The sequence below is a fragment of the Flavobacterium sp. FG19 genome (genome assembly GCF_057809475.1).
In genome coordinates this window covers 1-24,922 of record NZ_JBMDKA010000014.1, presented here as the reverse complement: position 1 = coordinate 24,922, position 24,922 = coordinate 1, and the positions used below count along the sequence as shown (strand labels likewise).

27 protein-coding genes, 1 tRNA gene and 1 pseudogene are annotated in these 24,922 nt (G+C 32.0%); 15 read left to right on the top strand and 14 right to left on the bottom strand.

Annotated features, from left to right (window positions below; genetic code table 11):
- Positions 1–38: 38 nt before the first annotated feature.
- Both der and era read right to left on the bottom strand, forming a co-directional pair.
- A complete protein-coding gene (gene der / locus ACODST_RS14900; RefSeq protein ID WP_488932908.1) occupies positions 39–1,349 on the bottom strand; it encodes a ribosome biogenesis GTPase Der in 1,311 nt (436 codons plus the stop codon).
- A 260-nt stretch (positions 1,350–1,609) separates the two neighbouring features.
- Positions 1,610–2,491 carry a GTPase Era gene (gene era, locus ACODST_RS14895; RefSeq protein WP_488932907.1) on the bottom strand — a complete coding sequence of 294 codons (882 nt, stop codon included), beginning with the start codon at positions 2,489–2,491 and terminating at the stop codon, positions 1,610–1,612.
- A gap of 116 nt (positions 2,492–2,607) precedes the next feature.
- Between era and ACODST_RS14890 the strand changes: the two genes are divergently transcribed.
- Positions 2,608–2,680, top strand: a tRNA-Met gene (locus tag ACODST_RS14890).
- A gap of 49 nt (positions 2,681–2,729) precedes the next feature.
- Here the strand turns inward: ACODST_RS14890 and ACODST_RS14885 are convergent.
- The 5 genes from ACODST_RS14885 to ACODST_RS14865 all read right to left on the bottom strand — a co-directional run bounded on the left by ACODST_RS14885 (position 2,730) and on the right by ACODST_RS14865 (position 6,309).
- Complete coding sequence (locus ACODST_RS14885) at positions 2,730–4,307, bottom strand: recombinase family protein (protein ID WP_488932906.1); 1,578 nt, start codon at positions 4,305–4,307, stop codon at positions 2,730–2,732.
- Entirely contained in the window at positions 4,264–4,536 is a 273-nt protein-coding gene (locus tag ACODST_RS14880; protein WP_488932905.1) for a hypothetical protein, read from the bottom strand. The genes ACODST_RS14885 and ACODST_RS14880 overlap by 44 nt, the downstream gene beginning before the upstream one ends.
- A 229-nt stretch (positions 4,537–4,765) precedes the next feature.
- Entirely contained in the window at positions 4,766–5,083 is a 318-nt protein-coding gene (locus ACODST_RS14875) for a hypothetical protein (protein ID WP_263524476.1), read from the bottom strand.
- A 21-nt stretch (positions 5,084–5,104) separates the two neighbouring features.
- Entirely contained in the window at positions 5,105–5,443 is a 339-nt protein-coding gene (locus ACODST_RS14870; RefSeq protein ID WP_488932904.1) for a hypothetical protein, read from the bottom strand.
- Between the two features lie 11 nt (positions 5,444–5,454).
- Positions 5,455–6,309, bottom strand: a complete 855-nt coding sequence (locus tag ACODST_RS14865) for a hypothetical protein (protein WP_488932903.1) — start codon at positions 6,307–6,309, stop codon at positions 5,455–5,457.
- 173 nt (positions 6,310–6,482) lie between these two features.
- Here ACODST_RS14865 and ACODST_RS14860 point away from each other — a divergent pair, with 173 nt between their 5' ends.
- A complete protein-coding gene (locus ACODST_RS14860) occupies positions 6,483–6,890 on the top strand; it encodes a helix-turn-helix domain-containing protein (protein WP_488932902.1) in 408 nt (135 codons plus the stop codon).
- A 69-nt stretch (positions 6,891–6,959) separates the two neighbouring features.
- On the opposite strand, the gene ACODST_RS14855 is transcribed toward ACODST_RS14860, so the two are convergent.
- The 4 genes from ACODST_RS14855 to ACODST_RS14840 all read right to left on the bottom strand — a co-directional run bounded on the left by ACODST_RS14855 (position 6,960) and on the right by ACODST_RS14840 (position 9,722).
- Positions 6,960–7,619, bottom strand: a complete 660-nt coding sequence (locus ACODST_RS14855; RefSeq protein WP_488932901.1) for a hypothetical protein — start codon at positions 7,617–7,619, stop codon at positions 6,960–6,962.
- Positions 7,620–7,649: 30 nt separating this feature from the next.
- Positions 7,650–8,456, bottom strand: a complete 807-nt coding sequence (locus ACODST_RS14850; RefSeq protein WP_488932900.1) for a hypothetical protein — start codon at positions 8,454–8,456, stop codon at positions 7,650–7,652.
- A gap of 26 nt (positions 8,457–8,482) precedes the next feature.
- Positions 8,483–9,379, bottom strand: a complete 897-nt coding sequence (locus tag ACODST_RS14845; protein ID WP_488932899.1) for a pPIWI-associating nuclease domain-containing protein — start codon at positions 9,377–9,379, stop codon at positions 8,483–8,485.
- 118 nt (positions 9,380–9,497) lie between these two features.
- Positions 9,498–9,722, bottom strand: coding sequence for a hypothetical protein (locus ACODST_RS14840; protein WP_488932898.1), 225 nt, complete (start codon positions 9,720–9,722; stop codon positions 9,498–9,500).
- A 607-nt stretch (positions 9,723–10,329) separates the two neighbouring features.
- Between ACODST_RS14840 and ACODST_RS14835 the strand changes: the two genes are divergently transcribed.
- Together ACODST_RS14835 and ACODST_RS14830 are read left to right on the top strand one after the other, a co-directional pair.
- Complete coding sequence (locus ACODST_RS14835; RefSeq protein WP_488932897.1) at positions 10,330–10,722, top strand: plasmid mobilization protein; 393 nt, start codon at positions 10,330–10,332, stop codon at positions 10,720–10,722.
- Positions 10,710–11,954, top strand: a complete 1,245-nt coding sequence (locus tag ACODST_RS14830) for a relaxase/mobilization nuclease domain-containing protein (protein ID WP_488932896.1) — start codon at positions 10,710–10,712, stop codon at positions 11,952–11,954. The genes ACODST_RS14835 and ACODST_RS14830 overlap by 13 nt, the downstream gene beginning before the upstream one ends.
- A 57-nt stretch (positions 11,955–12,011) precedes the next feature.
- On the opposite strand, the gene ACODST_RS14825 is transcribed toward ACODST_RS14830, so the two are convergent.
- The 3 genes from ACODST_RS14825 to ACODST_RS14815 form a co-directional block, all read right to left on the bottom strand.
- Positions 12,012–13,049 carry a PD-(D/E)XK nuclease domain-containing protein gene (locus tag ACODST_RS14825; protein ID WP_488932895.1) on the bottom strand — a complete coding sequence of 346 codons (1,038 nt, stop codon included), beginning with the start codon at positions 13,047–13,049 and terminating at the stop codon, positions 12,012–12,014.
- Positions 13,037–15,037, bottom strand: coding sequence for a Piwi domain-containing protein (locus ACODST_RS14820; protein ID WP_488932894.1), 2,001 nt, complete (start codon positions 15,035–15,037; stop codon positions 13,037–13,039). Before ACODST_RS14820 ends, ACODST_RS14825 begins: the two co-directional genes overlap by 13 nt.
- Before the next feature lie 246 nt (positions 15,038–15,283).
- Positions 15,284–15,424: a hypothetical protein gene (locus ACODST_RS14815; RefSeq protein ID WP_488932893.1), complete on the bottom strand. Its 141-nt coding sequence runs from the start codon at positions 15,422–15,424 to the stop codon at positions 15,284–15,286.
- Positions 15,425–15,700: 276 nt separating this feature from the next.
- Between ACODST_RS14815 and ACODST_RS14810 the strand changes: the two genes are divergently transcribed.
- From ACODST_RS14810 to ACODST_RS14760, 11 genes and pseudogenes are all read left to right on the top strand, one after another.
- Complete coding sequence (locus ACODST_RS14810) at positions 15,701–17,026, top strand: hypothetical protein (RefSeq protein ID WP_488932892.1); 1,326 nt, start codon at positions 15,701–15,703, stop codon at positions 17,024–17,026.
- Between the two features lie 55 nt (positions 17,027–17,081).
- On the top strand, positions 17,082–17,972 hold the full coding sequence (locus tag ACODST_RS14805) for a hypothetical protein (RefSeq protein ID WP_488932891.1): 891 nt from the start codon (positions 17,082–17,084) through the stop codon (positions 17,970–17,972).
- A gap of 142 nt (positions 17,973–18,114) precedes the next feature.
- Positions 18,115–18,819: a hypothetical protein gene (locus ACODST_RS14800; protein WP_488932890.1), complete on the top strand. Its 705-nt coding sequence runs from the start codon at positions 18,115–18,117 to the stop codon at positions 18,817–18,819.
- Positions 18,820–19,359: 540 nt separating this feature from the next.
- A complete protein-coding gene (locus ACODST_RS14795; RefSeq protein ID WP_488932889.1) occupies positions 19,360–20,697 on the top strand; it encodes an AAA family ATPase in 1,338 nt (445 codons plus the stop codon).
- Positions 20,697–21,191, top strand: a complete 495-nt coding sequence (locus ACODST_RS14790; protein WP_488932888.1) for a hypothetical protein — start codon at positions 20,697–20,699, stop codon at positions 21,189–21,191. The genes ACODST_RS14795 and ACODST_RS14790 overlap by 1 nt, the downstream gene beginning before the upstream one ends.
- 345 nt (positions 21,192–21,536) lie before the next feature.
- Positions 21,537–21,863 carry an ArsR/SmtB family transcription factor gene (locus ACODST_RS14785; RefSeq protein WP_184161282.1) on the top strand — a complete coding sequence of 109 codons (327 nt, stop codon included), beginning with the start codon at positions 21,537–21,539 and terminating at the stop codon, positions 21,861–21,863.
- A 54-nt stretch (positions 21,864–21,917) separates the two neighbouring features.
- The gene (locus ACODST_RS14780; protein WP_488932887.1) at positions 21,918–22,382 is read left to right on the top strand and encodes a DUF6428 family protein; all 465 of its coding nucleotides are present in this window, start codon (positions 21,918–21,920) and stop codon (positions 22,380–22,382) included.
- 12 nt (positions 22,383–22,394) lie between these two features.
- Positions 22,395–22,886, top strand: coding sequence for a GNAT family N-acetyltransferase (locus ACODST_RS14775; protein WP_488932886.1), 492 nt, complete (start codon positions 22,395–22,397; stop codon positions 22,884–22,886).
- Between the two features lie 16 nt (positions 22,887–22,902).
- Positions 22,903–23,523 (top strand): arsenate-mycothiol transferase ArsC, encoded by a 621-nt coding sequence (locus tag ACODST_RS14770; RefSeq protein ID WP_488932885.1) that lies wholly within the window; start codon positions 22,903–22,905, stop codon positions 23,521–23,523.
- Positions 23,520–24,566, top strand: a complete 1,047-nt coding sequence (gene arsB / locus ACODST_RS14765) for an ACR3 family arsenite efflux transporter (RefSeq protein WP_488932884.1) — start codon at positions 23,520–23,522, stop codon at positions 24,564–24,566. The genes ACODST_RS14770 and arsB overlap by 4 nt, the downstream gene beginning before the upstream one ends.
- Positions 24,567–24,730: 164 nt before the next feature.
- Positions 24,731–24,820: pseudogene (locus tag ACODST_RS14760) on the top strand (transcriptional regulator); the annotation flags it as partial.
- Between the last annotated feature and the right edge of the window lie 102 nt (positions 24,821–24,922).

Genomic DNA, 24,922 nt, shown 5'->3' with positions numbered 1-24,922 from the left:
AAATTTGAAAACGCGGCCTTTTGGTATGTTTAAAAAAATTATTTTTCTCTGATGTAAATATCAATCGGAACTCCTGCAAAATCCCAGTGATCACGAATTTTATTTTCCAGGTATCGCTTATATGGTTCTTTTACATATTGCGGCAGATTGGCGAAGAAAACAAACTGAGGTGTTTGTGTTGGCAGCTGCATACAGTATTTAATTTTTACGTATTTCCCTTTCATTGCCGGCGGCGGATAAGCTTCGATTACTTTCAGCATGTATTCGTTGAACTTAGAAGTCGAAATTCTTTGTTTTCTGTTTTCAAAAACCTGAACCGTAGCTTCCAGTGCTTTTAATAAACGCTGTTTGGTTAAGGCCGAAACGAATAAGATTGGCACATCGGTAAACGGCATTAATTCTTTGCGGATTTTTTCTTCGTAATCACGGCTCGACATGGTATCTTTTTCAACCAGATCCCATTTGTTAACCAAAATGACTACTCCTTTTCGGTTTTTCTCTGCCAGCCAGAAAATACTCTGGTCCTGCCCTTCAAATCCGCGGGTAGCATCGATTACCAGTATACAAACATCGGCATGTTCAATCGCTCTTACAGAACGCATTACCGAGTAAAATTCTAAATCTTCTTTAACTTTTGCTTTACGACGAATTCCGGCCGTATCTACTAAATTAAACTCAAAACCAAAACGGTCAAATTTGGTATCAATGGCATCACGGGTTGTTCCGGCAATATCGGTTACAATATAGCGGTCCTGCCCAATTAAGGCATTAATAAAACTTGATTTTCCGGCGTTTGGACGTCCTACTACCGCAAAACGAGGCAGTTCTTCTGCAACCTCAACCGGCTCGGGTTTAACCGGAAAAGCTTCAATTAAAGCATCTAACAGATCTCCCGTTCCGCTTCCTGAAATACTGGCGAAAGTATAATAATCTCCCAGACCCAGGTTATAGAACTCCACAGCGTCTTTTTCACGCATGGCGTTGTCGACTTTGTTTACAGCCAGTAAAACCGGTTTAGTCACTTTACGAAGTAATTTAGCCACCGTTTCATCCATTGGTGTAATACCTTCTTCAACGTCTACCACAAAAATAATAACATCGGCTTCGTCTATTGCCAATTCTACCTGTTTACGGATTTCACCTTCAAAAATATCGTCAGATCCGCGAACGTATCCTCCGGTATCAATGACAGAAAACTCTTTTCCGTTCCACTCGCTTTTACCATAGTTTCTATCACGGGTAACCCCAGATACTGAATCTACAATAGCTTCTCTTCTTTGTATCAGCCTATTGAAAAGGGTTGATTTCCCCACATTAGGTCTTCCTACTATCGCAACAATGTTATTCATTTTTTTGAATTTTAGATTTCAGATTTACAATTTTAGATTTTGTTTTTGACTAAATCACAATAAATTATAAATCCAAAACACCTTATTTAAATTTTTTGCAAAGGTAGTCTTTTTTAGTTTGCAGTTAACAGTTTTAAGTATTCAGTAAAAAAACTGATACAACTGTGACTATAAACTGAAAACGGACTACTTTTTCAGGAGCTGTTTCCTTATTGATTTTAGTTTCCGTACTGTGACTGAAAACGGAGACTGAAAACATTTTACTGATTATAACCAAATCGTTTAAGCATATTGGCGTTGCTTCTCCAGTTTTTGTTCACTTTAACATAGAGTTCCAGGTGAATTTGTTTTCCGAAAAATTTCTCCAGATCAGCACGGGCATCTGTTCCTACTTTCTTTAGAGCAGCACCTTTGTGTCCTATGATGATTCCTTTTTGTGTATCACGCTCTACCATAATCACAGAACGGATTCGGATAATTTTGTCGTCTTCCAGAAATTCTTCGGTTACGATTTCTACTGCATAGGGAATTTCTTTGCTGTAGTTCAGCAGAATTTTTTCACGAATGGTTTCGTTTACAAAAAAACGTTCCGGTTTATCGGTCAGTTGGTCTTTTGGGTAATAAGGGGGTGATTCCGGTAATAATTGAAGAATTCTGTCGAAAACCTCCGGAACATTAAAGTTCTGAAGAGCCGAGATTGGGAAAATTTCGGCATTAGGTACTTTTTCTTTCCAGAATGCCACCTGCTCTTCTAATTGTTCCTGATTCGAATTGTCGATTTTATTCAGCAGCAGTAAAACCGGGATTTTAGCGTAAAAGATTTTCTTGAAGAAATCCTCGTCTTTTAAATTCTGCTCTCCTATTTCGACCATGTAAACTAAAATATCAGCATCTTCAAAAGCCGATTTTACGAAATTCATCATCGACTCCTGCATTTCATAAGCCGGTTTTATAATTCCGGGAGTATCTGAAAGTACGAGTTGAAAATCATCGCCGTTTACAATTCCAAGAATTCTGTGGCGTGTTGTTTGTGCTTTTGATGTGATGATGGATAATCTTTCTCCAACAAAAGCGTTCATTAGTGTCGATTTTCCAACATTTGGATTCCCGATGATGTTTACAAAACCTGCTTTATGTGACATTTGCGTAATATTTATTTTGCAAAGGTAGTCATATCAAGTTAATACAGAAAATAAAACATTTTTTAAAATTTTCATTGGAATTCTCAAAAATCGCTGTATCTTTGCACCCGAAACATCGCGGGATAGAGCAGTAGGCAGCTCGTCGGGCTCATAACCCGAAGGTCACAGGTTCGAGTCCTGTTCCCGCTACACAGACAAAAAGCTTCAGAGAAATCTGGAGCTTTTTTTATTTTAAATTCTAACAGCTTAACAGGCTCATATCCGCTGCGGCGGACACAGGTTCGAGTCCTGTTCCCGCTACTAATTGGGACAAAGAAGAAAATTTCTTCTTTGTCCCTTTTTTATTTAGCCCTATAAGCCTGTTAATACTGTAGATGAGATGCACCACTTCGTTTACTCTAGCGGTTCGAAACCCGCTTTCTGAGATCGTAAAATTCTCAGGAAAAATCGAACCCAATAAATCTCGCGATTCAATCCAGTTGCCGTTTTCATAATATTCGTTAAGCTTCATCAGGTTCTCTACTCCCGCTTTTAAAAGCTCTTGAATATCTTTATTCTCATCATCGATACCAGATAATTTCAGTTCAAGCCTTCTTACCATCTCTCCATAATCTGACTTCATATCTCGGTAGTCCGAGGCATCTATCTGTTTTGTTGCGAGAAGATCTCTTGCATTTGAGATTCTGGTTTCATAATCTTTGATCTGGCTTATGATTTTAGTTTTTTCTTCCAAGACATCCTTGATCTTTTCTTTATAACAGTCACCTATGACATTGGCATAGATATTTTTAATTTCAGGAATTGGCACATATTTTTTAAGATTTTGTATAAATATTTCATTGGCGGTTTCCGAATTAATCCTGTATCTGCAACCTGCACTGCAATGATAATACGGATAATATTTATGTCGTCCTTTTGATATGCTACCAGTGAGTATTTTTCCGCAGTCGGGACAGATGAAAAAACCTCTCAGCGGAAAAGGCTTGGCTGAAAGAGTTTTTGGAAGATATTTGCGGGATCTCCCGTCCAGCACATCCTGAACTTTATAAAATAGTATTTCCGAAATTAATGCTTCGTGCTGTCCTCTCACTAAAGTACGTTCCTCATCCTTATATTTAGGAACTTCTATCTTTCCACAGTAAAGAGGATTGCGGATCGCTCTCCAAAATTGATTCTTGGCTGCTTTAAGCCCCTTTTCTTTTGCCATGTGAAGCACCTGTTCCGTATTGAAAATTCCTTTGGAAAGTTCTTCAAAAGCCCATTTTAAAATAGAGGCTTCTGGCTGGTCGAATGCAATATATTTTGTACCGTCTTCTTTTACTCGGTTAACATATCCAATGGGAGCAATTCCCATATATCTTCCCTCTTTTCTAGCTCTTCTCATTCCGTGAAAGGTATTCAGGGCTCTACGGTCATTCTCCACCTCGGGAGCAGCCAGATAAAAAGCCAGCATCATTTTGTTCTCGGGTATTGAAAGATCTAAAGGCTGTTCTATAGCCTGAGGCTCAACTCCCAGTTTTCTGAGCATACTGATCATCTGGTAGGCATCTCCTGCATTTCTGCTGAACCTGTCCCATTTTGTAAACAGGAGAAGATCACTTTTATTCTTATGCTTCTTTAAATCCGCAAGCAGTTTCTTCCACTGCGGGCGGTTGAATGTCTTTGCCGAATGGTCTTCATAAATAACATGTCTTATTTCAACTGCATTTATATCGCAGTACTTGCGAAGCATTTCTTCCTGATTTCTCTGTGAGTAGCCCCTGTCTGCCTGTTCATCGGTACTCACTCTCACGTATAGGTCTGCTATTTTTCTCATCTTTTTTCTTTAAATAGTTTGAAACTGCCATGTTTGCCAGTTTTCTTAAAAATTCTAAAATCATTACCGCCTGTTCCAGCGTTACTTCCACTCCTTCATCTTTCAGCATTTTTCTGGTCTTTTCTGCTGTCATTTTTCCTTTTTCTTCTCTTCCATCTTTCTCCATTTGAAATTCCTCTTCATTAAAAAAAGACCGAGCCTCGGTCTTTTTTGTTCCACAATCATTCATCGCTATAAAGTTATAACACTTTTTTCATTTTATCCTGATCAAAATATGGTGGGGATAATACAAATATAAAACCTAATTCACTGAGGATCATAAGTAAAATTTACCTATCATAACTCAATCCATTTTCAGATTCTCTCCCAAAGTTAAATCGCTTTTCTGTCAATGTCATGGACATAATATGTACATAAAATAGTTCTATCATTATGGAAAAACTTATTTAGTTTAGTGTTCATTTATCTTCGCTCTTTTCATTGAGCATTCTGTATATTTCATCCAGAACCTCTATTTCTGCACTTGGAATCAACTGAAGAGCAAGCTCCAGAACCGAACCTATGTAAATATCCCTGTTGTCAAGTTCATCGGAATAAACCACATTCAGGCACATTTTAATAAGATTCACTCCCAGACATGTCATATCTGTATAACCATAAAATCTTATCTCACGTATTGATTCCCCATCTTTGTCCTGAATGGGTTTCAAAAGTTTAAAATGATAGGATGCAAAATCTTTAAATTCTTCCAATGTTTTTATCTTATCAGTTTCCATAATTTTAAGTCTTAATATTAGTTATTTCATTTCTTCTTTATTTTCTGAAAACAGATCATTAATCTCATTTAAAAATTCAAATTCGTCAACTGGAAATAACTGAAGAGCTATTCCCAGTATAAGTCCCACATCAATGTATTGGTTTTCAATCGTAGGAGGAACTTCTGCGCTGTCGTGATCTAAAGCGATAATACAGAGCTTCATCAGGTTTCTTATAACACAAGCAAGCTCTTGATAGTCATAAACTCTTATCTCTGCATTGTACATTCCCCTTTTATCGTCTGCTGGTTTCAGGGTATTAAGCATTCTTCCGCTTAATACCCTGATATTATCCAGTTTTTTGATTTCATCAGTTTCCATAACTTCATTTTTTAAGCTGATAAAGTCACATCTTGATGAATTTCCGCAAGTCTCTCTAATTCTTTTTGAATCATAGCTTCTGCCTCCCTCATAAAATCACGGCATCTGTCTTCCATCAACTGATAGTACAGATAATCAGAACTGTTTCTTCTGCTGAATCGAAGTGTGTTCGGATTCTTTTTCAGAAGTCTGAACATATTTTTTTCATCCCTGCTGTTTCGAGGGAAGTATTCAGAAGTTATGCCTGTAAAATATTCACACACTTCAAATAAGTAGCCCATAGAAAAATGGTTAGGCGTGTACCCGAGAAATACCCTTATAAGTGAAAGGCAAGTCTGCTCTACGATCTGATGAAGAGAACTCATTCTGACTTCATAGGAAAAATACTGGTCATTATTGTAAATAAGATCCCAGATCGATGCAGAAACACTGCTTCGGTCTCCAGCGTATAATGTGGTACTTTTGACATGGCGCATCCCAGAATCAATGTCAATTTTAGGATGCTTTTCGGCATCAATAAATAGAGCCTGCGAACTTCTAATAATATTGCATAAGAAAAACTTCTGATCGCCGTATAATTTCACAATATTTCGCAGGCTGTGCATGAGGATAGTAACGGTTATCATACCTTTCGATCTGCCCTTAATCTTATCGGTAATATCATTGGCGATATTATCCTCGAACTCTTCTGCTATGACCAGAAGATAAAGATGAGCATGCTTTTCTTTTTTAACAGGCTTTTGAAAAGGCTCATTAAAAGTATAACTGCTCTTCTTCTCTGCAAAACAGTAAATGCCTATCGGATCGATGTTCTGCGAAATAACTCGATAAATTAAATCGGATGCGGTGTTTTGAATTGCTTTCATAATTTTACTCATTTTAGTTAATACTTGTCTGAAAAATTGTATTTTTGTTTAACACACAGGCAAGTAAGCAATTACTTGTACCGTACCGTATCAAATTTTACCGTACCGTACATGATATTTTTTGTATCATACATGAATCTCGCTTTTTTATTCTTAATTATTATCTTTGAGCTATGAGTACATTAACAAAACCAAACCACATGGGGCGCAAAATCAGCCGTATCCGTGAACTGAAAGACATGAAGCAGGAAGCACTGGCACAGGCTATGGGTACAAACCAGCAGACTGTTTCGATATTAGAAAATAGTGAAGAAATAGATGATGAAAAATTAAAAGAAGTGGCAAAAGCCCTAGGAATAAGTGTGGAAGCAATTAAAAATTTTTCTGATGAAGGTGTAATTAATTATTTCAACAGCTTTAACAATTTTAACGATAACTCGTCATTAAATAGCCAATGCACTTTTAACCCATTGGATAAATTAATGGAATCTGTTGATGAAAATAAAAGACTTTACGAAAGATTATTGAAAGCCGAGCAGGACAAAGTTGAATATTTAGAAAAATTACTAAAAGCTAAATAAGCTTTTATAAAAGAAATATTAATTCAAATAAAAAAAAGAGACTCTAAATATAGTCTCTTTTTTTATTACCTAATCGTCAAGTTCAAAAGTTTTTATTAAATCTTTTATATCTCTAAGAAACATACAATAATCAATTACAAACTCATTTATAGCCACAGTATAAAATTGTGGCTCATTAACAGTGCTATTACGTTTTAAAGAATAAGCATATGCGATAGGATAGTCTGCACCATGGTAAGAATGGACTTGCGAATTAAGAAAAGAATGTTTATAAGCATTAGTTACCTCATTCAAAATGGTTAATAAATGATTGTACATTTTGACAAAGTCGATATAAAAATCTGAACTACTTAATAGCGATCCGATACAATCAATTTTTATTTTAACTGGATATTCGTTATTCAAATTATGATAGTCCAAAACATATAACAATGAAATAAGCTCATCTGCAGATTTACGTAACCAATAAAAAATTTGTTCAATTGCGAACTTCTCTTTGTGAAAAAAAATAGATATAAGATTAGCCGTTTCCACATCCGCATCTTTTATATTGATGATTTTAAAATACTTTTCCAGCTCTGAAATTAAATCATTAATACTATCAAATCGCTCTACAACATCTAACCACTTAAGATTTAAATTCCCATATGGTGTATCATGTGGAAGTTTTAGAAAATGTTTCTCATTGAGATTTTCGTTTCGTAGTTTTAATATTTCTATTTTATTCATATTTTTCGATTGCAATAGATTTTTATAATGTTATTTTATGCGTCCATTAAATCTTCTTCGTTCTTTGTCATATGACATAATTCCCAATTCCTCTTCTCCATTATATTCCATTATGACTTCATATTCTTTTCCATCTTCTAATAATTCAATTTCAGCAGTAAACTTGTTGTGATAACAATTTTGAATAAGTGTAGAAGTTAAAAAACGAATTGTCCAATCATCATAGCTTAAAAACTCAATATTGTTACTTCTACCATCATAATTTTCTAAATACAAATTATGACCATTTATCCCAAAATTGAATAGAGAATGTGAAAAAGCATTTCTTAATTGGCGACTATAAGCTTTTTCCATTATAGTATATAATTTCAAATTATGCTTTTCAAAACTATCAAGGATATTTTTTTTAATGAATTTTGACCTAGTATCTCTTCCAAAATCTATATTCCAGTTATAATCCTTTGAGTCACATAAATCTGCAAGCTTCTGAAAATTATACAAGTTATGTTTTGACTCCCAAATTTGACAATAAATCATAAATTCTATGGTCAAAGTAAATTTTGAATCGGCTGAATTTTCTGTTTGAAAATTATATTGCTCGTTAAGATATTTAAGTAAAAAATCTACTCTGTGTCTATCATACAATTCATCTGAAGAACGATCAAAATGCCAAGGAGAAAAGCCATTTGTAAAACCTTCTTTATCGTAATAAGAACGAGATAAGAACAAAATGTAGTCATTTTGATTTTTTTCATGGTTCTTCGCGTAATCGAATGCTTCATTTATAGCCTCTTCAACTTCATATCTTAGTCGTATAAAATCGTCTCGTCTTATCATGTTTTTTAAATTTAATCTGTGATTCTTTATTCTTCTAAAATATCATATAAGTAGGCTAATAACCAAACTGTTATTCCTGTCTTTACTTTTAAGCTTCTAACTTGATTTTCAGTTAATCCAATATCTGGCTGATGGATATTGCATAAAATAGAGTAACAATCACAAACATATTGAATTTCATTTTTTGTAAAATCTTCAAGCGTCTTATATTCAAATTTTGAAGTAAAATATTCTATTTTTTGTGCTCTTTTAATTTTTATCGATTCGATATTTTGTCTTCCCAAATGATATTTTTTAAAATTACTTTCAAACATCTCGACATCTTTTATTTTTTCAAGTGGAGCTAATATTTCATCAATTAAATATTCTAAAATAGTTCTCAAAGAAATTAAGCATTGTCTTAATTTATCAGGATTATTTTCTGATTCAAGAACTTGAGTTGCTCCAAGCCAAAGGTTTTCAAGGTTATGATTTTCTAAATATGGTATTAGATTATCATTCAAAATTTTTTCTTTTTCTTTAATATCGGCATCTGTCAAATCAGATGCTAATGATTCCTTGAATTCCGCAGCAGATCTTAAATTTAATATTTCTAAATCGCTAATAAAACCAAATTGTAATTCCGGATTATTTTTAATTCTTTCCGGAATAGTAGAAATTTGTTTTAATGTTTCTAAAAATTCTTCATTAAATAAATTGCCAAAATTTGGAATTTCAATTTTTGGTAAAACAAAATTTGGAATTGGCATAATTTGAAAATCAATTTTAGGAAAGTCAAAACTAGGGATATTAGATTTAAATTTATTGTGCGCTTCGATCATTTGCCTTACACTTTCTGGAATTGGGTTAGCAAGTTTAGCAAACTGATTTAAAGTCTTATTAATTCCTGCAATTTTTTGCATTTTATCAAAGTTAGTTTCCATTTTCTTGTTTTGTTAAATGCATTACGCATATATTAATTTACCTAGCTTAATCAAAATATTCTCAAAAAAAATCTATTAAAAGTATATAAAATTTTTAGGGCAAATACTCAGTGATGATTTATCTTTTAAATGCTTTTTTTAACATCTTGTCAACAGCTAACTTTGTTTGTTCGGCAACATACTTTTGTGTTTTTACAAGTAATTTTTTTTTAAATTCTTCACAACAGCAATTAATTTGAAATCCTTTGGTTGTCTTTATAAATTCAGGACTGACATTATGCTCTGTACATACTTCACTTTCAATTTTACGTTTAATGGCACTATAATCTAGAAAATCACTCATATTTTTTTATTTTTATTTAATTATTGAACAAAGCTACTCATGTAGTGCGCAATCTTTTTGCGTAGTTAAAAATTCATTCAAATTACGATTGTTATCATTTAAAAGTTACCTGCAGGAATTCATTTCTTTTACCATTAGTAATGACATCATAACCTAATCAATACTTCAATAAATAACTATCTAACTGCTTTAACTTCAGAATTCCAATAACTACTTCTAAAAGAAAAAAAGCAAAGCAAGGTATTGGACACAGCCAGAGAAGTGCGCATAACATTTTTCTTCGTTCCTCAAAAAATGCCCTTCGGGACTTATAGCACTTCAACTGTCTGGATGTCCAATTTAAGACTGCTTTCTTTTTTCCTTTTTCTTTTTTAAATATTTCGTTGTAACACTCTACGGCCATCATGACCATATTTTGCGCATGATACATTCAAATATTTTCTTTAAATTAGAAGCCTGCTTTTAAAAATCTCAAAAGATTGCCACGTTCCTGCAATCAGCAAGATGAACGGTTGTTAAACAACCGCCTATCTTGCCACCTATTGCCTCGGAACTCGGTGGTGGAGAAACTTAAAAGAAAAGAGTTTGATAACAATGAAAATGAAAGATGATGAAAAGAGAAAATTCAAACAGAACACGAATCGTGGGACTGCGATTCACTCCTTTGGAGTATGCCGAACTCGAAAAAAGATTCAGAGCAAGCACCTGCCGAAAATTAAGTGACCACATCAGAAGCCACTTATTCAACAAACCCATTGTCGCCACATACAGAAACCAGTCTTTAGACGAACTGATGGAAGAGACAGCTATACTTACTTCCGAATTAAGGGCAATAGGCAATAATATCAATCAGATTGCCAGAAAGATAAACACGCTCAAAACAGTTCCCGAATTCAAAGGACATCTTTATCTGTTCGAAATCCAAAGAGAAAGGCTTTTTGATAAAATGGAGGAGGTTTCAGGTCACACCCAGAAAATCGCAGAAAAATGGTTGCAGTAATAAAAACAAGCTCGTCCATAAGAGGCATTCTGAATTACAACGAAAATAAAGTTGAGATCGGAAAAGCTGAATGCATCAGTGCCGTGAATTATCCGCTGGAATTGGAAAAACTGAGTTTCACTTCAAAATTAAACCGCTTCCTAAAACTCGCAGAACTCAATACCAATGCGAAGCGAAACACAGTTCATATCTCGCTCAACTTTGATCCCTCGGAGAATCATTCGAAAGAAAAACTGGCTGAAATTGCAGACACCTATATGGAAAAACTGGGATTCGGCAGACAGCCTTATCTGGTGTATCAGCATTATGATGCAGGGCATCCGCACTGCCATATAGTGACAAACAACATTCAGAGAGACGGAAAAAGAATCGATCTGCATTTACTGGGAATCAGAAAATCAGAACCTGCCCGAAAAGAAATTGAAGAAATGTTCGGACTTGTAAAAGCAGAAGGAAGAAAACTGAAAGAAAACTTCTCATTAAATCCGATAGATGTCGGCAGAGTCCAATACGGAAAAGCAGAGTCAAGAAAAGCTATCAATTCAGTTTTAAACAAGGTTTTATTTGACTATAAATATTCAAGCCTGCACGAACTCAATGCCGTTTTAAACCTTTATAATGTTCATGCTGACAGAGGAAGTGCGGAATCGAGAGTTTTTAAAAACAATGGACTGCTTTACAAGATACTTGACCAGAATTCAAAACCCATAGGCGTACCGATAAAAGCAAGTGAATTTTACAGCAAACCCACCTTAAAATTTTTGGAAGGAAAGTTTAAATCTAATGAGGCACAGAAAGAGTCTTGTAAAAAATATGTAAAAAATGCCATCAAATTGGCTTTCTTTCGCAAAGACATAATTTCTCCCGAAAAATTATGCAAGATATTAGAAAAAGAACGCATTCAAATGATACTAAGAAAGAGCGGAGAAGGACAACTTTACGGAATAACTTATGTTGACCATAAAACCAGATCCGTTTTCAACGGAAGCAGTTTAGGAAAAGAATTCAGTGCAAAAGGAATTCAGGAAAGCTGCGCTATGAACATTCTTGCATTTGAAAGAAAACATCAAAATTCTATTTCAAGAAATTCTAAAAACTTACAAGATCTTGAATCAAGAGAATATTTAAAAGAAAATCTTGCAGAGATCCTACTTCGTGGGGAGAAAATATATGACTATGTTTCGAAACAATTTAAACAGAAGAAGAAAAAGAGGTTTTACCGAGGAATTTAAAAAGTTAAGTGAAAAGTATCTAATAATTTTTACTGTGTTTTTAAAAACAGCTGTCAATTAATTAACAACAATTACCTCAACGTTAAAATCATGACCTCCTTTTATTCTATCTCCATTCAGATCTTTAAAATTTGTAATATCTCTAGTTTTTTTATACGGATCATAAACGAAGCAGTATAGTTTTCTCAACCATTGACATTCATGATAAGATTCAAAATCTACTTTTAACTGTTCGATAAAATGTGTTTCATTTGAATCTTTAAGTTTTATCATTTTTACCTCGATCAAAATCTTTTCTTCTCTTATGATTAAATCAATTTTCGTGGATTTTTTGCCAACTTTAGGTATAGGATCTTCTTCTCTCAAATTTGGAAAAACAGATTTTAATATTACATATAATATATCTTGTACATCATATTCATCCTCAATTTTAAATTCAGCATGATTTAACCTTCTACCTGATATTATTTTTTGAATGGCATTACTAAAATTATTCAAGACATCTCTTACTAATTCATCAGCATTTTTATTTGTAAATCTAATTTGCAAAAGTATCTGCTCTAAATCTTCTAAAAGAACTTGTAATTGTACATCTATATTATTACAAGAGGAAATAAATTTCAAAGCAAGATTTAGCTTGTCGTTTGTTATTGTGTCAACATTTAAAATTGTTTTAATAATAATTGCTATAGGATCATTCTCCTCCTTGATTTCTTCATATAATTTTATTTGATAAGATGGCTCTATGATACTAAGAAAGTATTTTTGCTTCCAGTCACTTTGTTTAAATTTTTCCTCAAAATGTTTTTGCAATTCATTCTTAGCAGACAAATAAAGACCCGAAAATTTATATATATTAGAAGTAGCGCTAATTCCCTTAATCGGAATCTTCGAAACAATTTTCATCACTTCTGAGCTATCAATTTCATCCTTTTTATAACCGATTAATGCAATTTCTTCTTCAGGACTTAAATCAAATGTACAATTGAATAATTCTTCAAACGAACGAATATATAAGTAAGAAGCCAGTTCAATATTTTTAATTTGAATTAATTTCTCTCTGTTATTTAGCAAAATTTCTCTTAAATAAACCATAACTTTTCACTCACTGCTTTTAATCTTTCATAATCCCATCCTTCAACCTTTTTAAGTTCTTCGGTCATTTTTGCCATTAAAGAAGGATACATAATTGTGACTGTCCTCTTAGAAGGCATATAGCTTCTATGTGATAAATGAGAAAACCAAAATACCTGCTTAGCAATATAAAATAGGCTGGTATACGTCGATCGCTTATCTAATTCAATTTTTAAAGGCAAATCGCTTTTAGCTACAAAATGTAATAAAGCAGAATATTTACTAAGCTGGATGTAAGTTCCCTGAAGTATATCATTTTTACCATCATTATTATATAATCGAAAGTTATGTCCATAAGCCAAATGGACAAGTGCAAATTCAAAATTATAATTTGCTAATTTTTCTTTAAGACTATTTATTGCTTTTATTTCATATTCCTCACTTGCGGATTTAAACAAATGAAAAATCAAACGAAATGTTCCTGATTTATTCATCTCTTCAACTAACGGTTTTAGCATTCTAAAAAGATGGTTCTCTAAATTTTCGGCATAATCGCTGAATGTAGATAAGGGAGAACAATCTCCAGTCATATACCTGCCGTCATTATGAAATACCTGGGCTATTCCTAGTACAAATTCTCCTTTTTCCGATAAAGTGGAACCAATTCCAATAACTAATTCATCTTTTACTTTATCCTCCTTCTCAATTGTCCACGCAGTTCCTCCTAATTTTGCATACGAGTTTAAAGAAATATTAGTCAATGTGAATTCATTCAAATTTTGTCTTATTGTCTCAATTTGAATATCCTGAGTAGGAATCCCGTTTCCTATAAATTTTGCTTTACATACGTAATAAGGCGAATAACTAGGACTTAATTTTTCTTGCATTTGATTTACAATTACATAAATTAAATCACATCCAAGCATTAAACTATCATATAATACGTCTTTGTAACTTTGTAAATCAGTATTGTCAACAATTTTAAAACAAAAACTTAAAGAATTAAAATGAAATACTTCTTTAAGTTTAGCTTCTATTTTTTTTATGAAAACTTCTGTTTCCCCTTGATATTCTGATGGACAAATAACACCTATTTTTATATTTTTATTTTGATATAATTCTAGTGAATAAGGCTGATATGTTTTAACCATTTGATCATAATTTCTAAGATTCAAGGTGTTTTTACGATTACTATAGAAATATCTTTGAGGTTTAGTAATCATCTCTGATTTGATCAAATCATTTTCTAATGGCAAATATTTTTTTGAAATTGTATCAATATTTAAGTCAAATGGAAGATTAATTTCGTCTCTATTTTTAAGAAGCCAGTTATAAAAAGCATCTATTATTGAAAATGTTTTAGTGTTGCTATTTTCAATAGATATAATTTTATCATATTTAATTGAAAGTCCTTTGGTTTCTAAAAAACGTTTTAAAGATTGCTTATTTGCAAAAATCCTTTCTTCATCTCCTTTTAATCCTTTAACATCAATACCTCGTTTTTCAAATTCAATTCGATTCCAAGTAAATGAATTCTTTAATGATGTGGATAAAGTAAAACCAAGCAAAAGCGTGTCCTCTTTATAAAAAAAACACGGGTTAAAATGCACTATCCTGTTAACCATTAACCCCTCGAACTCTCCCTTAAGGACATCCTTAGGAGAAATAATTTCCCATGAATTTGAATGCTTATTTTTAAATAGTTTATATCCTTTGGATTCAACCAAGCCAATAATTGTCCGTTCTAAAATTTTAGACAGCACTTTTGGCTTCTCAATGAAGTCAATATCTACAAGATAAGTGCCATTTGGAAATACTGCTTCTTGATTATTTTTCCAAATTAAAATTTTATCATTATCTCTATAAAATGAAAGGTCTGGAAATTGAACCTTTAATTTGTCAAATGCTTCCCTTGAAGAATAATCCTTATAGCTGAGAGAATGAATATAAGATATCCCTGCATTCGTAGAGATTGATATTTGATAAAAGTTTAAAAATAGACCACTCATTAAATTATTTACTTATTGTTTATATATGGGAAATTTAATGCCTTTGAGCTAATATACTATTAATAAGCTAAAAAGCATAGTCAATTTATCAATACATTTTTGTTTTGGCAGATCTCATGTAATAAAATAGTAAAAGCAAGAAAAGAAATTTCTCAGAAAATTTAATGAGTATTTATACTTGTTTTCTATAAATTATTATCTAATTACGACTTATTAAAATCCCATCAATAAAGATGGGATTGTACTTTAATCTTTAGGCTTATGCTTGTGTGGTTTTAAATCTGGATGTTTTTCTTTATTAGGAGGATTAACTCTCCTTCTTTTATCATCCTTCCCTTCATCGGTTTTGGGTTTTGGCCCGCGTTTAATTGAATAAATACTTTGCATAAATTTATATTTTTAAAGTTTTCGAATCAAAGAGATTCATCAACAAATAAATAAATTACTCAGATATGATCATTATGGAAAACCGTAATTACGAAAATTTACCTTTAAACTAATTGTTAAAGAAATTGATGTTTTGTAAGAGTAAACATTTATTCAAGATGGAAATCCCTCTGCGCAGAATAACTGCGTAGCAAAATTCTACCTTTGAATAAGTTTCAAAATTTTACTAATAATTAATATTTCAGAGATAAGTTTAATAATTAAAAAAGTCAAGTCATGAATGAAGATAACATAAAATTACAGCTATTCAGTTTTGTGGAGAAAATAATAACAGTAGAGAATGAGAGCAATAAAACTCATTTTGATACGTGGAAAGGTTCTTCATCACATCTAGGTTTCATCGATTTATCTGATAATTATATTGAAACCCCTGTAGTTGTAACTCAGAAATTTTCAGATTTATCAGATTTAAAAATCTATATTATGATTAAAAATTTAAAATATGGGTTTCAAGAAAGTGATTATAAGGATTTTTATAAATTAGTTTATGAAATTTCGGAATGGAATAATGTACATTCGAAAGTTTCTATTGAATACTTAAAGGAGAAAATATTGAAATGGATCGTTGATATTTATATATCTAAAATATCAACAATTGATATATTTACTTACATAGAAAATATTCTTTTAAAGGACGTAAAAAATTATACCTATTACTTTCCGCTTCTAAACATTGATATTGAGGAAAATTTTCATATTGGCGAATCTCGAATAATGTTTTTTTCAAAAGAATATTTCGATGAACTCTATAAAAAAAAATCTAAAGATAAGGAATACTCAGAAAAGAATTTTGATGACGTATATAGGAAGTATCAAGGACAAGTTTTTGTTGAATCAAAAGTTTTTGCTGAAAATAAAAAAGCAGAAAGTATAGCCTATGAAAATGCCTGCTTAGTTGTAGATATATTAAAATGCTTTAGTCCTACTGTGCATTTCCCAACAGAATTATGTTACTTAGATCTGGAAAGCAGAATACCATTTTCATATGATTTCTTAAGATTTGAAAATAACGACGATAATAATTTTTCAATAAATACTAAGATAAATCGTAGTCAATTACCATTTCATTCTGAACTTGTAATTGCGTTCAAACCTTTCTTCGAGGAATTTGCAAAATTGCTAGATCCAAAATTTGATTCAAACCTTGAAAGACTGGTAAAAAAATCAATTATATTTTTCTCTAAATGCATATCTGAAACTGACTTGCATTTAAGAGTTTCTCAATTTATTATGATTATTGAAAGTATTTTTTTGCTAGATGATGAAAAGTACAAAATGGAACATAAATGCAAAAAACGTTTTTTAGAGTATTCTTTTGAACATCGATATTCAGAAAAATTAAATTTTAAAGAAATTTTAGACGACATGTATCAGATAAGACATAAAATGACTCACAAATCAATTAGAATCTTTGTTGATTATTCAAAACTTGCAATTTTTCAAGGTGAAATTATTAATTTGTTTTATCATTTATTAAACGATGAAAATAATTTTGAAAGCAAAGAATTGTTAATTTCTTTTTTAGATAATTCACCGATATAAAAAATCGAAAACACAGTAAATAATATCTACAAGTACAGATAAAGTAAATAAAAAAATGAGACATAACATTGACGATTTCATCATAGTTTCCAATAACACTCAATTAAATAATTTAATACAAAGATTTACCGAAGGACAATTGTTTGCAAATCAATTTAAGTTTTCGGAAAGAAGTCTATTTATTGATCTACTTACTTCATTAAATATTGATTATAACGAATTTATTGAAACGTATTACTATTTCGATAGAATACGAAATTTACATATCGCTGAAAGTGAATTTGAATATGTTTGGATTAGCACTTTTGGTCTAATTGCAAAAAATAAATCTACAAAAAATAATGCTGTAAATGCTTGTATTAATCAATACACCGTCCTATCATTATTATTGGAAAAATCAATTGAAATCATGAAAAATGAAAATATTTATGATGTTGATCGATATGCTTTTGGATACCTAAGTGAATTAGCACCAGCTTTATTTCATAATATGTTATTCTATATTGAAGTATTTTGTAAAGCTTATCTATCTTTAAATAATGTAAGCTCACCACGCACACATAAATTATCACTGATTTATCAAAAAACTGTGGAAACTATGATCTTAAGAAATCATAGTAATTCGCTATTCCAAATTAGAATTTTAGAACCTCTATACAAATACATCGAGCATATAAATCATATTCCTGGCAACTTTAAAGAGCAATTTGTAAAATATGATGATAATTCGCAGGATGATACAATTATTATTTTCCAACCTGAATTCTTTCTTGTGAATCAAGGAATATTTGAATTATCGATTGATTTTATCACGGACTATTACTATCATGGTGAAAAGACACATTACCTTGAAACAAATCTATATCAGCGAATGCTAAATAAAGCCGATACAGAAGAAAAAAAACAGAAAATACAAACATTGTATTCTCATTTATCTTCATTATAATTTAATTATTGTTCTGTTCTAATTATCATTTTAAAAGCTTAAGATCTTCCTGAATAAAATCTGATTACTTTTCAACACAATAATTTCAAAATTTGAATAATCCTACTTAGCACATAGCACAACCTTAAATTTATAAATAAAGATGAATAAAGATGAAATTTACGAAACTAGAGAACTAAATAAAGTGAGCTTAGAAACTTTCTTTTTAAGCTTAAAACTAGATTCCTACAGCTATTCTGTCGAGGATTTGGTATTACAGCTTAATAAAGAACTTGAAGAGAGTTTTAAAGTTAAATTACGTGGTGAACATATACAAAATAATCAAATACATAATTGGTTCTTTTCCCATGATTTATTGGAGCAAAAATTGCTTGCAATTGCGGAAATGAAAGTGGTCTATCGTTTCAAAAATCTCGAAATTGACATAAAAAGGCTCTTAGAAGCTTCATACAATGCCAGTACAAAAGATTTATTCAAATGGGATAGCATAAGAGATTATTTAAAAACAAAAAATATTATTTTAAGTTCAATAAGTGGCTATAACGAAGTCAATGAATTAAGAGAAGTAAACAATTTAATTAAACATTCTGACTCATTAAAAAAACTAAAAATTAAAATTATTGAATTTAAAGATTTGGAAAGATTAAAGCACGCTGAGTTACTCTCATTTTACAATCGCGTAGCACATTTTTGTGATGAGTTTATCATTTCACTTGCCGAGAATATCTTTAACGACTTATACTTCTTTGATGATACCAAGCTAGATAAGATTGCTGAGGAATTAGCTTTGAGAATGACAAAAAATGAGTCATTAACTTTAATTGAGAAGCTTAAGCTAAAATATTAATCCTTTATATTAAATCGTAGATTTTTAGCAAATTATAATGATATATCAAATGATAGTAAAGAGATATTTTTAAAAACAGAAAATATGAATATCGATGATTTAGTTGTGACTTAAGTTTTTTTAATTTACACTACAGTTTCAAATTGAAAGGAGCAATTTATTTTTTTGATTCTTCTTTAATCGACAATATCAACGCGACAATTATAATATTACACTTAGAAACAAAAAATCTACTCTTGTAAAATACTAATAAATTTAAAATAAAGCTTTGCTAAGTTTCAATTAACTTTTATCTTTATGTGGCATAAATATGATATTGCAAGTATGCTTTTTTAAGATATTCGTTTTTTTGTATTAGAAGTCAAACAACTTTTTAAAAAAATACATAAATGTGAAAGGCTGTTTCTAATTTAATCTGAATTTAAAATTAAACATACTCAATTTTCAAAACAAAATCCGTATTCTTGACAACCACTGTTGAGTATAGTATTTTTTTATCTACTTTTGTTTAATAATATACAATTTTACCTAAATCGCACTATGATTTCTAATCTAAGAGTAAAAACCGAGAAATTTAGAGCTGTTAATGATGCTGATATAATTATTGACGGTATAACTTTAGTGGCAGGAGAAAATGGATGCGGCAAAAGCACACTTTCTAAACTTTTATATTTTCTTTTTAAAACTGCCTCTAATTATGATTCCCTTGTTAAGCAAAAACTGAATTCAAATTTAAGAGATGTTCTCCGCTTTTTAGAAATTTTTCAACAGGAAGTAGTTTATTCCCAAAAAGACAGAAAAATTAGAGAAGACTATCGAAAAGAAATTGAAGAATTAAGAAGAAACTTATATTACAGCGATTTTTTAAATGAAGAAGTTGATAAATGGATATCTTTAATTGATAAAGTGGAGTATCTATATTCTAATTATTCTAAAATTGAAGATGAGATTTCTTCAAAAAATGAAGGATCTATTGGATCGCCTAGATTAAATAGATTAAAGAGAATAATTAAAGAAGTATTAAGAGAAGATAATCAAAGTCTTGATCATAGAGAAGCCTTCGCTAATGTTAAACAACTTGTGAGGGATAAGTTTAAAGAGGCTAAAGGAAAAATTGATTCTAGACCAACTTCTATTTTTACAGAGGAACTACAAAAAGTTTTTGCCGATAGTAAATTACCTAGAAAATTTGAAGTTTATGAGTTTGAAGACATTATTGTGTCTTTAGAAAAATCTAATATGTCTATACCATTTACAATCGATAAAGCAATCTATATTGATACACCAATGATGCTTTCCATTCAGGATTCACATAATGAATACTGGGATGATTTAAATGAACTATTGTTAGACAACAACGATAGTAATAATAATAGTATTAGCGACATAATTAGTAAACAAATTATAAAAGGTGATGTTGAATATGATGAAGGCATATTTATGGCTGACGATTTCAAATTTAAAAGAATCGACGGTGCAATATTTAATTTATTAGACGTCGCTACAGGTATTAAAGCTTTTTCAATTTTGCAATTGTTATTAAAAAACGGTCATTTGAATGAAAAGACACTCCTAATAATAGACGAGCCAGAATCAAATCTTCATCCACAGTGGATTATCGAATATGCGAGAATAATTGTTCTACTAAATAAACATTTTGGTGTAAAATTTTTCCTTGCAAGCCATAATCCTGATATGGTAAGTGCAATCAGATATATATCGGAAAAAGAGGGTAAATTAGAAGATGTAAATTTTTATCTAGCAAATAGACAAGAAAATTCATTTGTATATAATTATACTTTCTTAGAAAAAAACATCGATCCTATTTTTGAATCATTCAATATTGCCATCGATAGAATCAATCAATATGGCATTTAATGAAGTACAACAAAACTGAAACTGAAAATCATATAGTATCTAAAACACATACATGTTGTGTAAAAGATTTTAATCAGATAATTTTAAATGAAGATGACAATTTAACATCACTACCAACAATCTTCAATAATATTACGGTTTTAGATCTAGATTGCGTTGAAATAATTAATGCAAAAAGTGAAAATAGAAATCAAAATAGAACTATGGATTGTACATTTGCCATTTCTGATGCTAAAACCAAGCAAATGTTATTAGTTGAATTAAGATTTAATTATAAAAACTTAGCTAATCTTAACAGGACAGTACTTCTTGAAAAAGTAGCGGGGTCTTATTTAGCTCTCGGCACTAGTGTAGATATAAATACAGATTATATTTTTATATTTCAACCCCATCTCGTACAACAAGCAATTAATAGATTACAAAGAATGAACCCAAAAATTCCTAACGGTTATATCGCAATGGACTTAAATCAATTAATTGCAAATTATTTCTAAAATTATTAATTCTTTTTTTATAAAAAATAATATTTACAATCTATAGCTCTGAATTATTGGATTCAAAATTTTTAAATCATCAGTAAAATGGTTCGAGAATTGTACTGTTAGGGCTCCAGAAATTATGCAAAGCCTGAGAAGTATATATTTCTCAGGCTTTTTTGTGGTTCGATAAAGACATCATACTTTTTTAAATATAGAAAAAATCCAGCATTTACAGGCAATATCGGTTCGAGTCCCGTTCTGGTAAATGATAGCATTCCATAATAAGAACCGAAATATTTCTTCAAATATTTTTTTCAACAAATTATTAATCGTAATATTGCAATATAAAAATAAAATGAAATGGGAGCAACAAAAACAGATCACTTTACAGACCAGCAAAACAAGATTGCTATAATTGCAAAAGCATTGGGACATCCTGCAAGAATTGCTATAATAGAATATCTGCTAAAGGTCAATGCCTGTATCTGCAGTGACATTGTAGATGAACTGCCATTAGCCCAGCCTACCATTTCCCAACATTTGAAAGAGCTGAAAAACGCAGGGCTGATCAAGGGCAGTATTGAAGGAACTTCGATATGCTACTGCATTAATGAAGAGACTTTCAGCCTACTAAAAGAATATTTTGCAAATATAATTTCGACAGTGGCAAATCAAAAATGCTGCTAAAAAAATTTGCCATCAAATATCGCAATATTACTATATAACAATAATAAAAAAACTATGAAACTATCAAAAATTAAAGAGCTGCTTCCAACATTGCAGAATGTGGAATTTCAATTGGAAAACGGCACATTTGTGCCTGAATATTTTCATGTTACGGAAATAGGCATTGTAACCAAACACTTCATTGACTGCGGGGGAACAATCAGAAATGAAAAAGCGGTTAACTTTCAGTTATGGAATGCTGATGACTTTGAGCACCGACTAAAGCCAGCAAAACTGCTAAATATTATCAGCCTTTCCGAAGAAAAACTGGGGATTGAAGACTCAGAAATTGAAGTGGAATACCAGAATGACACCATCGGCAAATATGATCTGGACTTTAATGGAGAAGTTTTTATCCTGAAAAATAAGAAAACCGCGTGTCTGGCGAATGAGGCCTGCGGCATACCGCAGGAAAAATTTAAAACCTTACCTACTGAATCCAACAACTCGTGCTGCACTCCTGAATCAGGATGCTGTTAAACTTTTGCTGTCATGGAATTCAATACTATTACCGATAAAAATTTTTCTCAGGCGAAGGAAATCTACAGCCAAGGTCTGGCAACAAATTCAGCAACTTTTCAGAACGTCTCACCGCAGTGGGAAGAGTGGGACAGCTCCCACCTGCCCTTCTGCAGAATAAGCATCTTCCAAGATGGGATTATGAAAGGATGGACGGCATTGACCCCAGTATCTGGCAGGTGTGCCTATGCAGGTGTGGCAGAAGTAAGCATTTATATTGCAGAGGATCAGAGAGGCAAAGGCATTGGAAGCATCCTGCTGAAAGAACTTATCAGCCAGAGCGAAAAACATGGAATCTGGACTTTACAGTCCAGCATATTTTCTGAAAATCTAGGAAGCATTAAACTGCATGAAAAATGCGGATTCAGACTTGTGGGATTTCGTGAGAAAATAGGAAAGAAAAATGGCGTGTGGAAAGACAACGTCATAATGGAGCGACGCAGCAGCATTATAGGAATAGATTAATCTTAACATAAAAAACATGCATCTAAAATTAATAAAAACGATTGAACATCTAAACTTTAATGGCATAAGCGAAGAACGAAAATCGATTTTGAGTCCTCTCATTGAATATATAAAGGATAAGGTTAAAAGCGGAGATAAGGCGAATATCAACTTCATCTGCACACATAATTCCAGAAGAAGCCATTTGTCTCAGATCTGGGCTCAGACTGCTGCTTCACATTTCAGCATACCAGCTGTATACTGCTATTCAGGGGGCACGGAAGAAACTGCGCTTTTCCCAAAAGTGGCAGAGACTTTAGCTGGACAGGGGTTTGAAATTTTAAAAATCAATGAAGGCAGCAATTCCATATATGCAGTAAAATACAGCCCCAATGCATTACCAATAATTGGGTTTTCTAAAAAATATGACAGCCCTTTCAATCCTGCATCGGATTTTGCTGCCGTGATGACCTGCTCGCAGGCAGATGGCGGATGCCCCTTTATTGCAGGAGCAGAAAAAAGGATTCCAATTACTTACGAAGATCCTAAACTATCGGATTCAACTCCTATTCAGACAAAGATCTATGCAGAAAGAAGTCTTGAAATCGCAGCTGAAATGTTTTATGTCTTTTCACAAATCAACAGCTGCAACCAATGAAGCCAAAATTAAAGTTTCTTGACCGATATCTTACATTGTGGATATTTCTTGCCATGGGCTTGGGTATACTGCTGGGGCATTTTTTTCCAGTCTTTCCAGATGCCATAAATTCACTCTCATCAGGGTCGACAAATATTCTTTTAGCTTCTGGGCTTATTCTAATGATGTACCCACCATTGGCAAAAGTAGATTACACCCTCCTTCCCCAAGCTTTAAAAGACAAAAAGGCGATAGGAATTTCGCTTCTTCTAAACTGGATTATTGGCACAGTTTTAATGTTTTCGCTTGCTGTCTTGTTTTTAAGGGATGAGCCAGATTATATGGCTGGCTTAATTTTAATTGGTCTGGCGCGATGCATTGCTATGGTTATTGTCTGGAATGATTTAGCAGGCGGCAATAGAGAATACGCAGCTTTATTGGTTGCTTTAAACAGCATTTTCCAGATGCTGACATATAGTTTTTTTGTATGGCTGTTTATTAATATACTTCCGCAAAGGTTAGGGCTGGCAGACTTCAATATTCAAGTTTCAATATGGGAGGTTTCAAAAAGTGTTCTTATTTATCTGGGAATTCCTTTCCTTGCAGGATTTATGAGCCGTTACTCACTTGTAAAATTAAAAGGAAGGGACTGGTACAATAGAAAGTTTATTGCTAAAATTTCACCGATTACCTTATATGCTTTACTGTTTACGGTCGTTTTAATGTTCAGCTTGAAAGGTGATAAAATTGTGGAACTTCCAATGGATGTTATAAAGATTGCCTTACCGCTTGTGATTTACTTTACGGCAATGTTTTTCATTAGCTTCTTTTTAAATAAATCTCTTAAAATTCCATACGAAAAGAATATATCAATAGCTTTTACCGCAACAGGGAATAATTTCGAACTGGGAATTGCGGTAGCCATAGCGGTATTCGGACTGCAGTCTCCGCAGGCATTTGTAGGTGTGATAGGTCCTTTAATAGAAGTACCTGCATTAATATTATTAGTGAAAGCTAGTTTCTGGTTAAGAACAAAATTTTATAAAAAATCAAGCTTGGCTTAAATTTAATTTTTTCAAGTCATTTTGAAAATGGTTCGAGAATTGTCCCGTTGGGGCTACTAAGTAAAACACCACTTGAAAAAGCTGGTGTTTTTTTTATTTTAAATTCTAACAGCTTAACGGGCTCATATCCACCGCGGCGGACACAGGTTCGAGTCCTGTTCCTGCTGAATAAAGTTGTTGAGCTTTATGAACGATTAGTTCAAGCAGAAAAAGATAAGATTGAATATTTGGAGAAATTACTAAAAGCCAACTAAGCTTTTATAAAATAGATATTAATTCATAAAAAAAAGAGGCTGTCTCTAATGAACTGCCCCCAAAAAGTTAGACACTATTTGAGGGCATTTTTATGGAAAGAA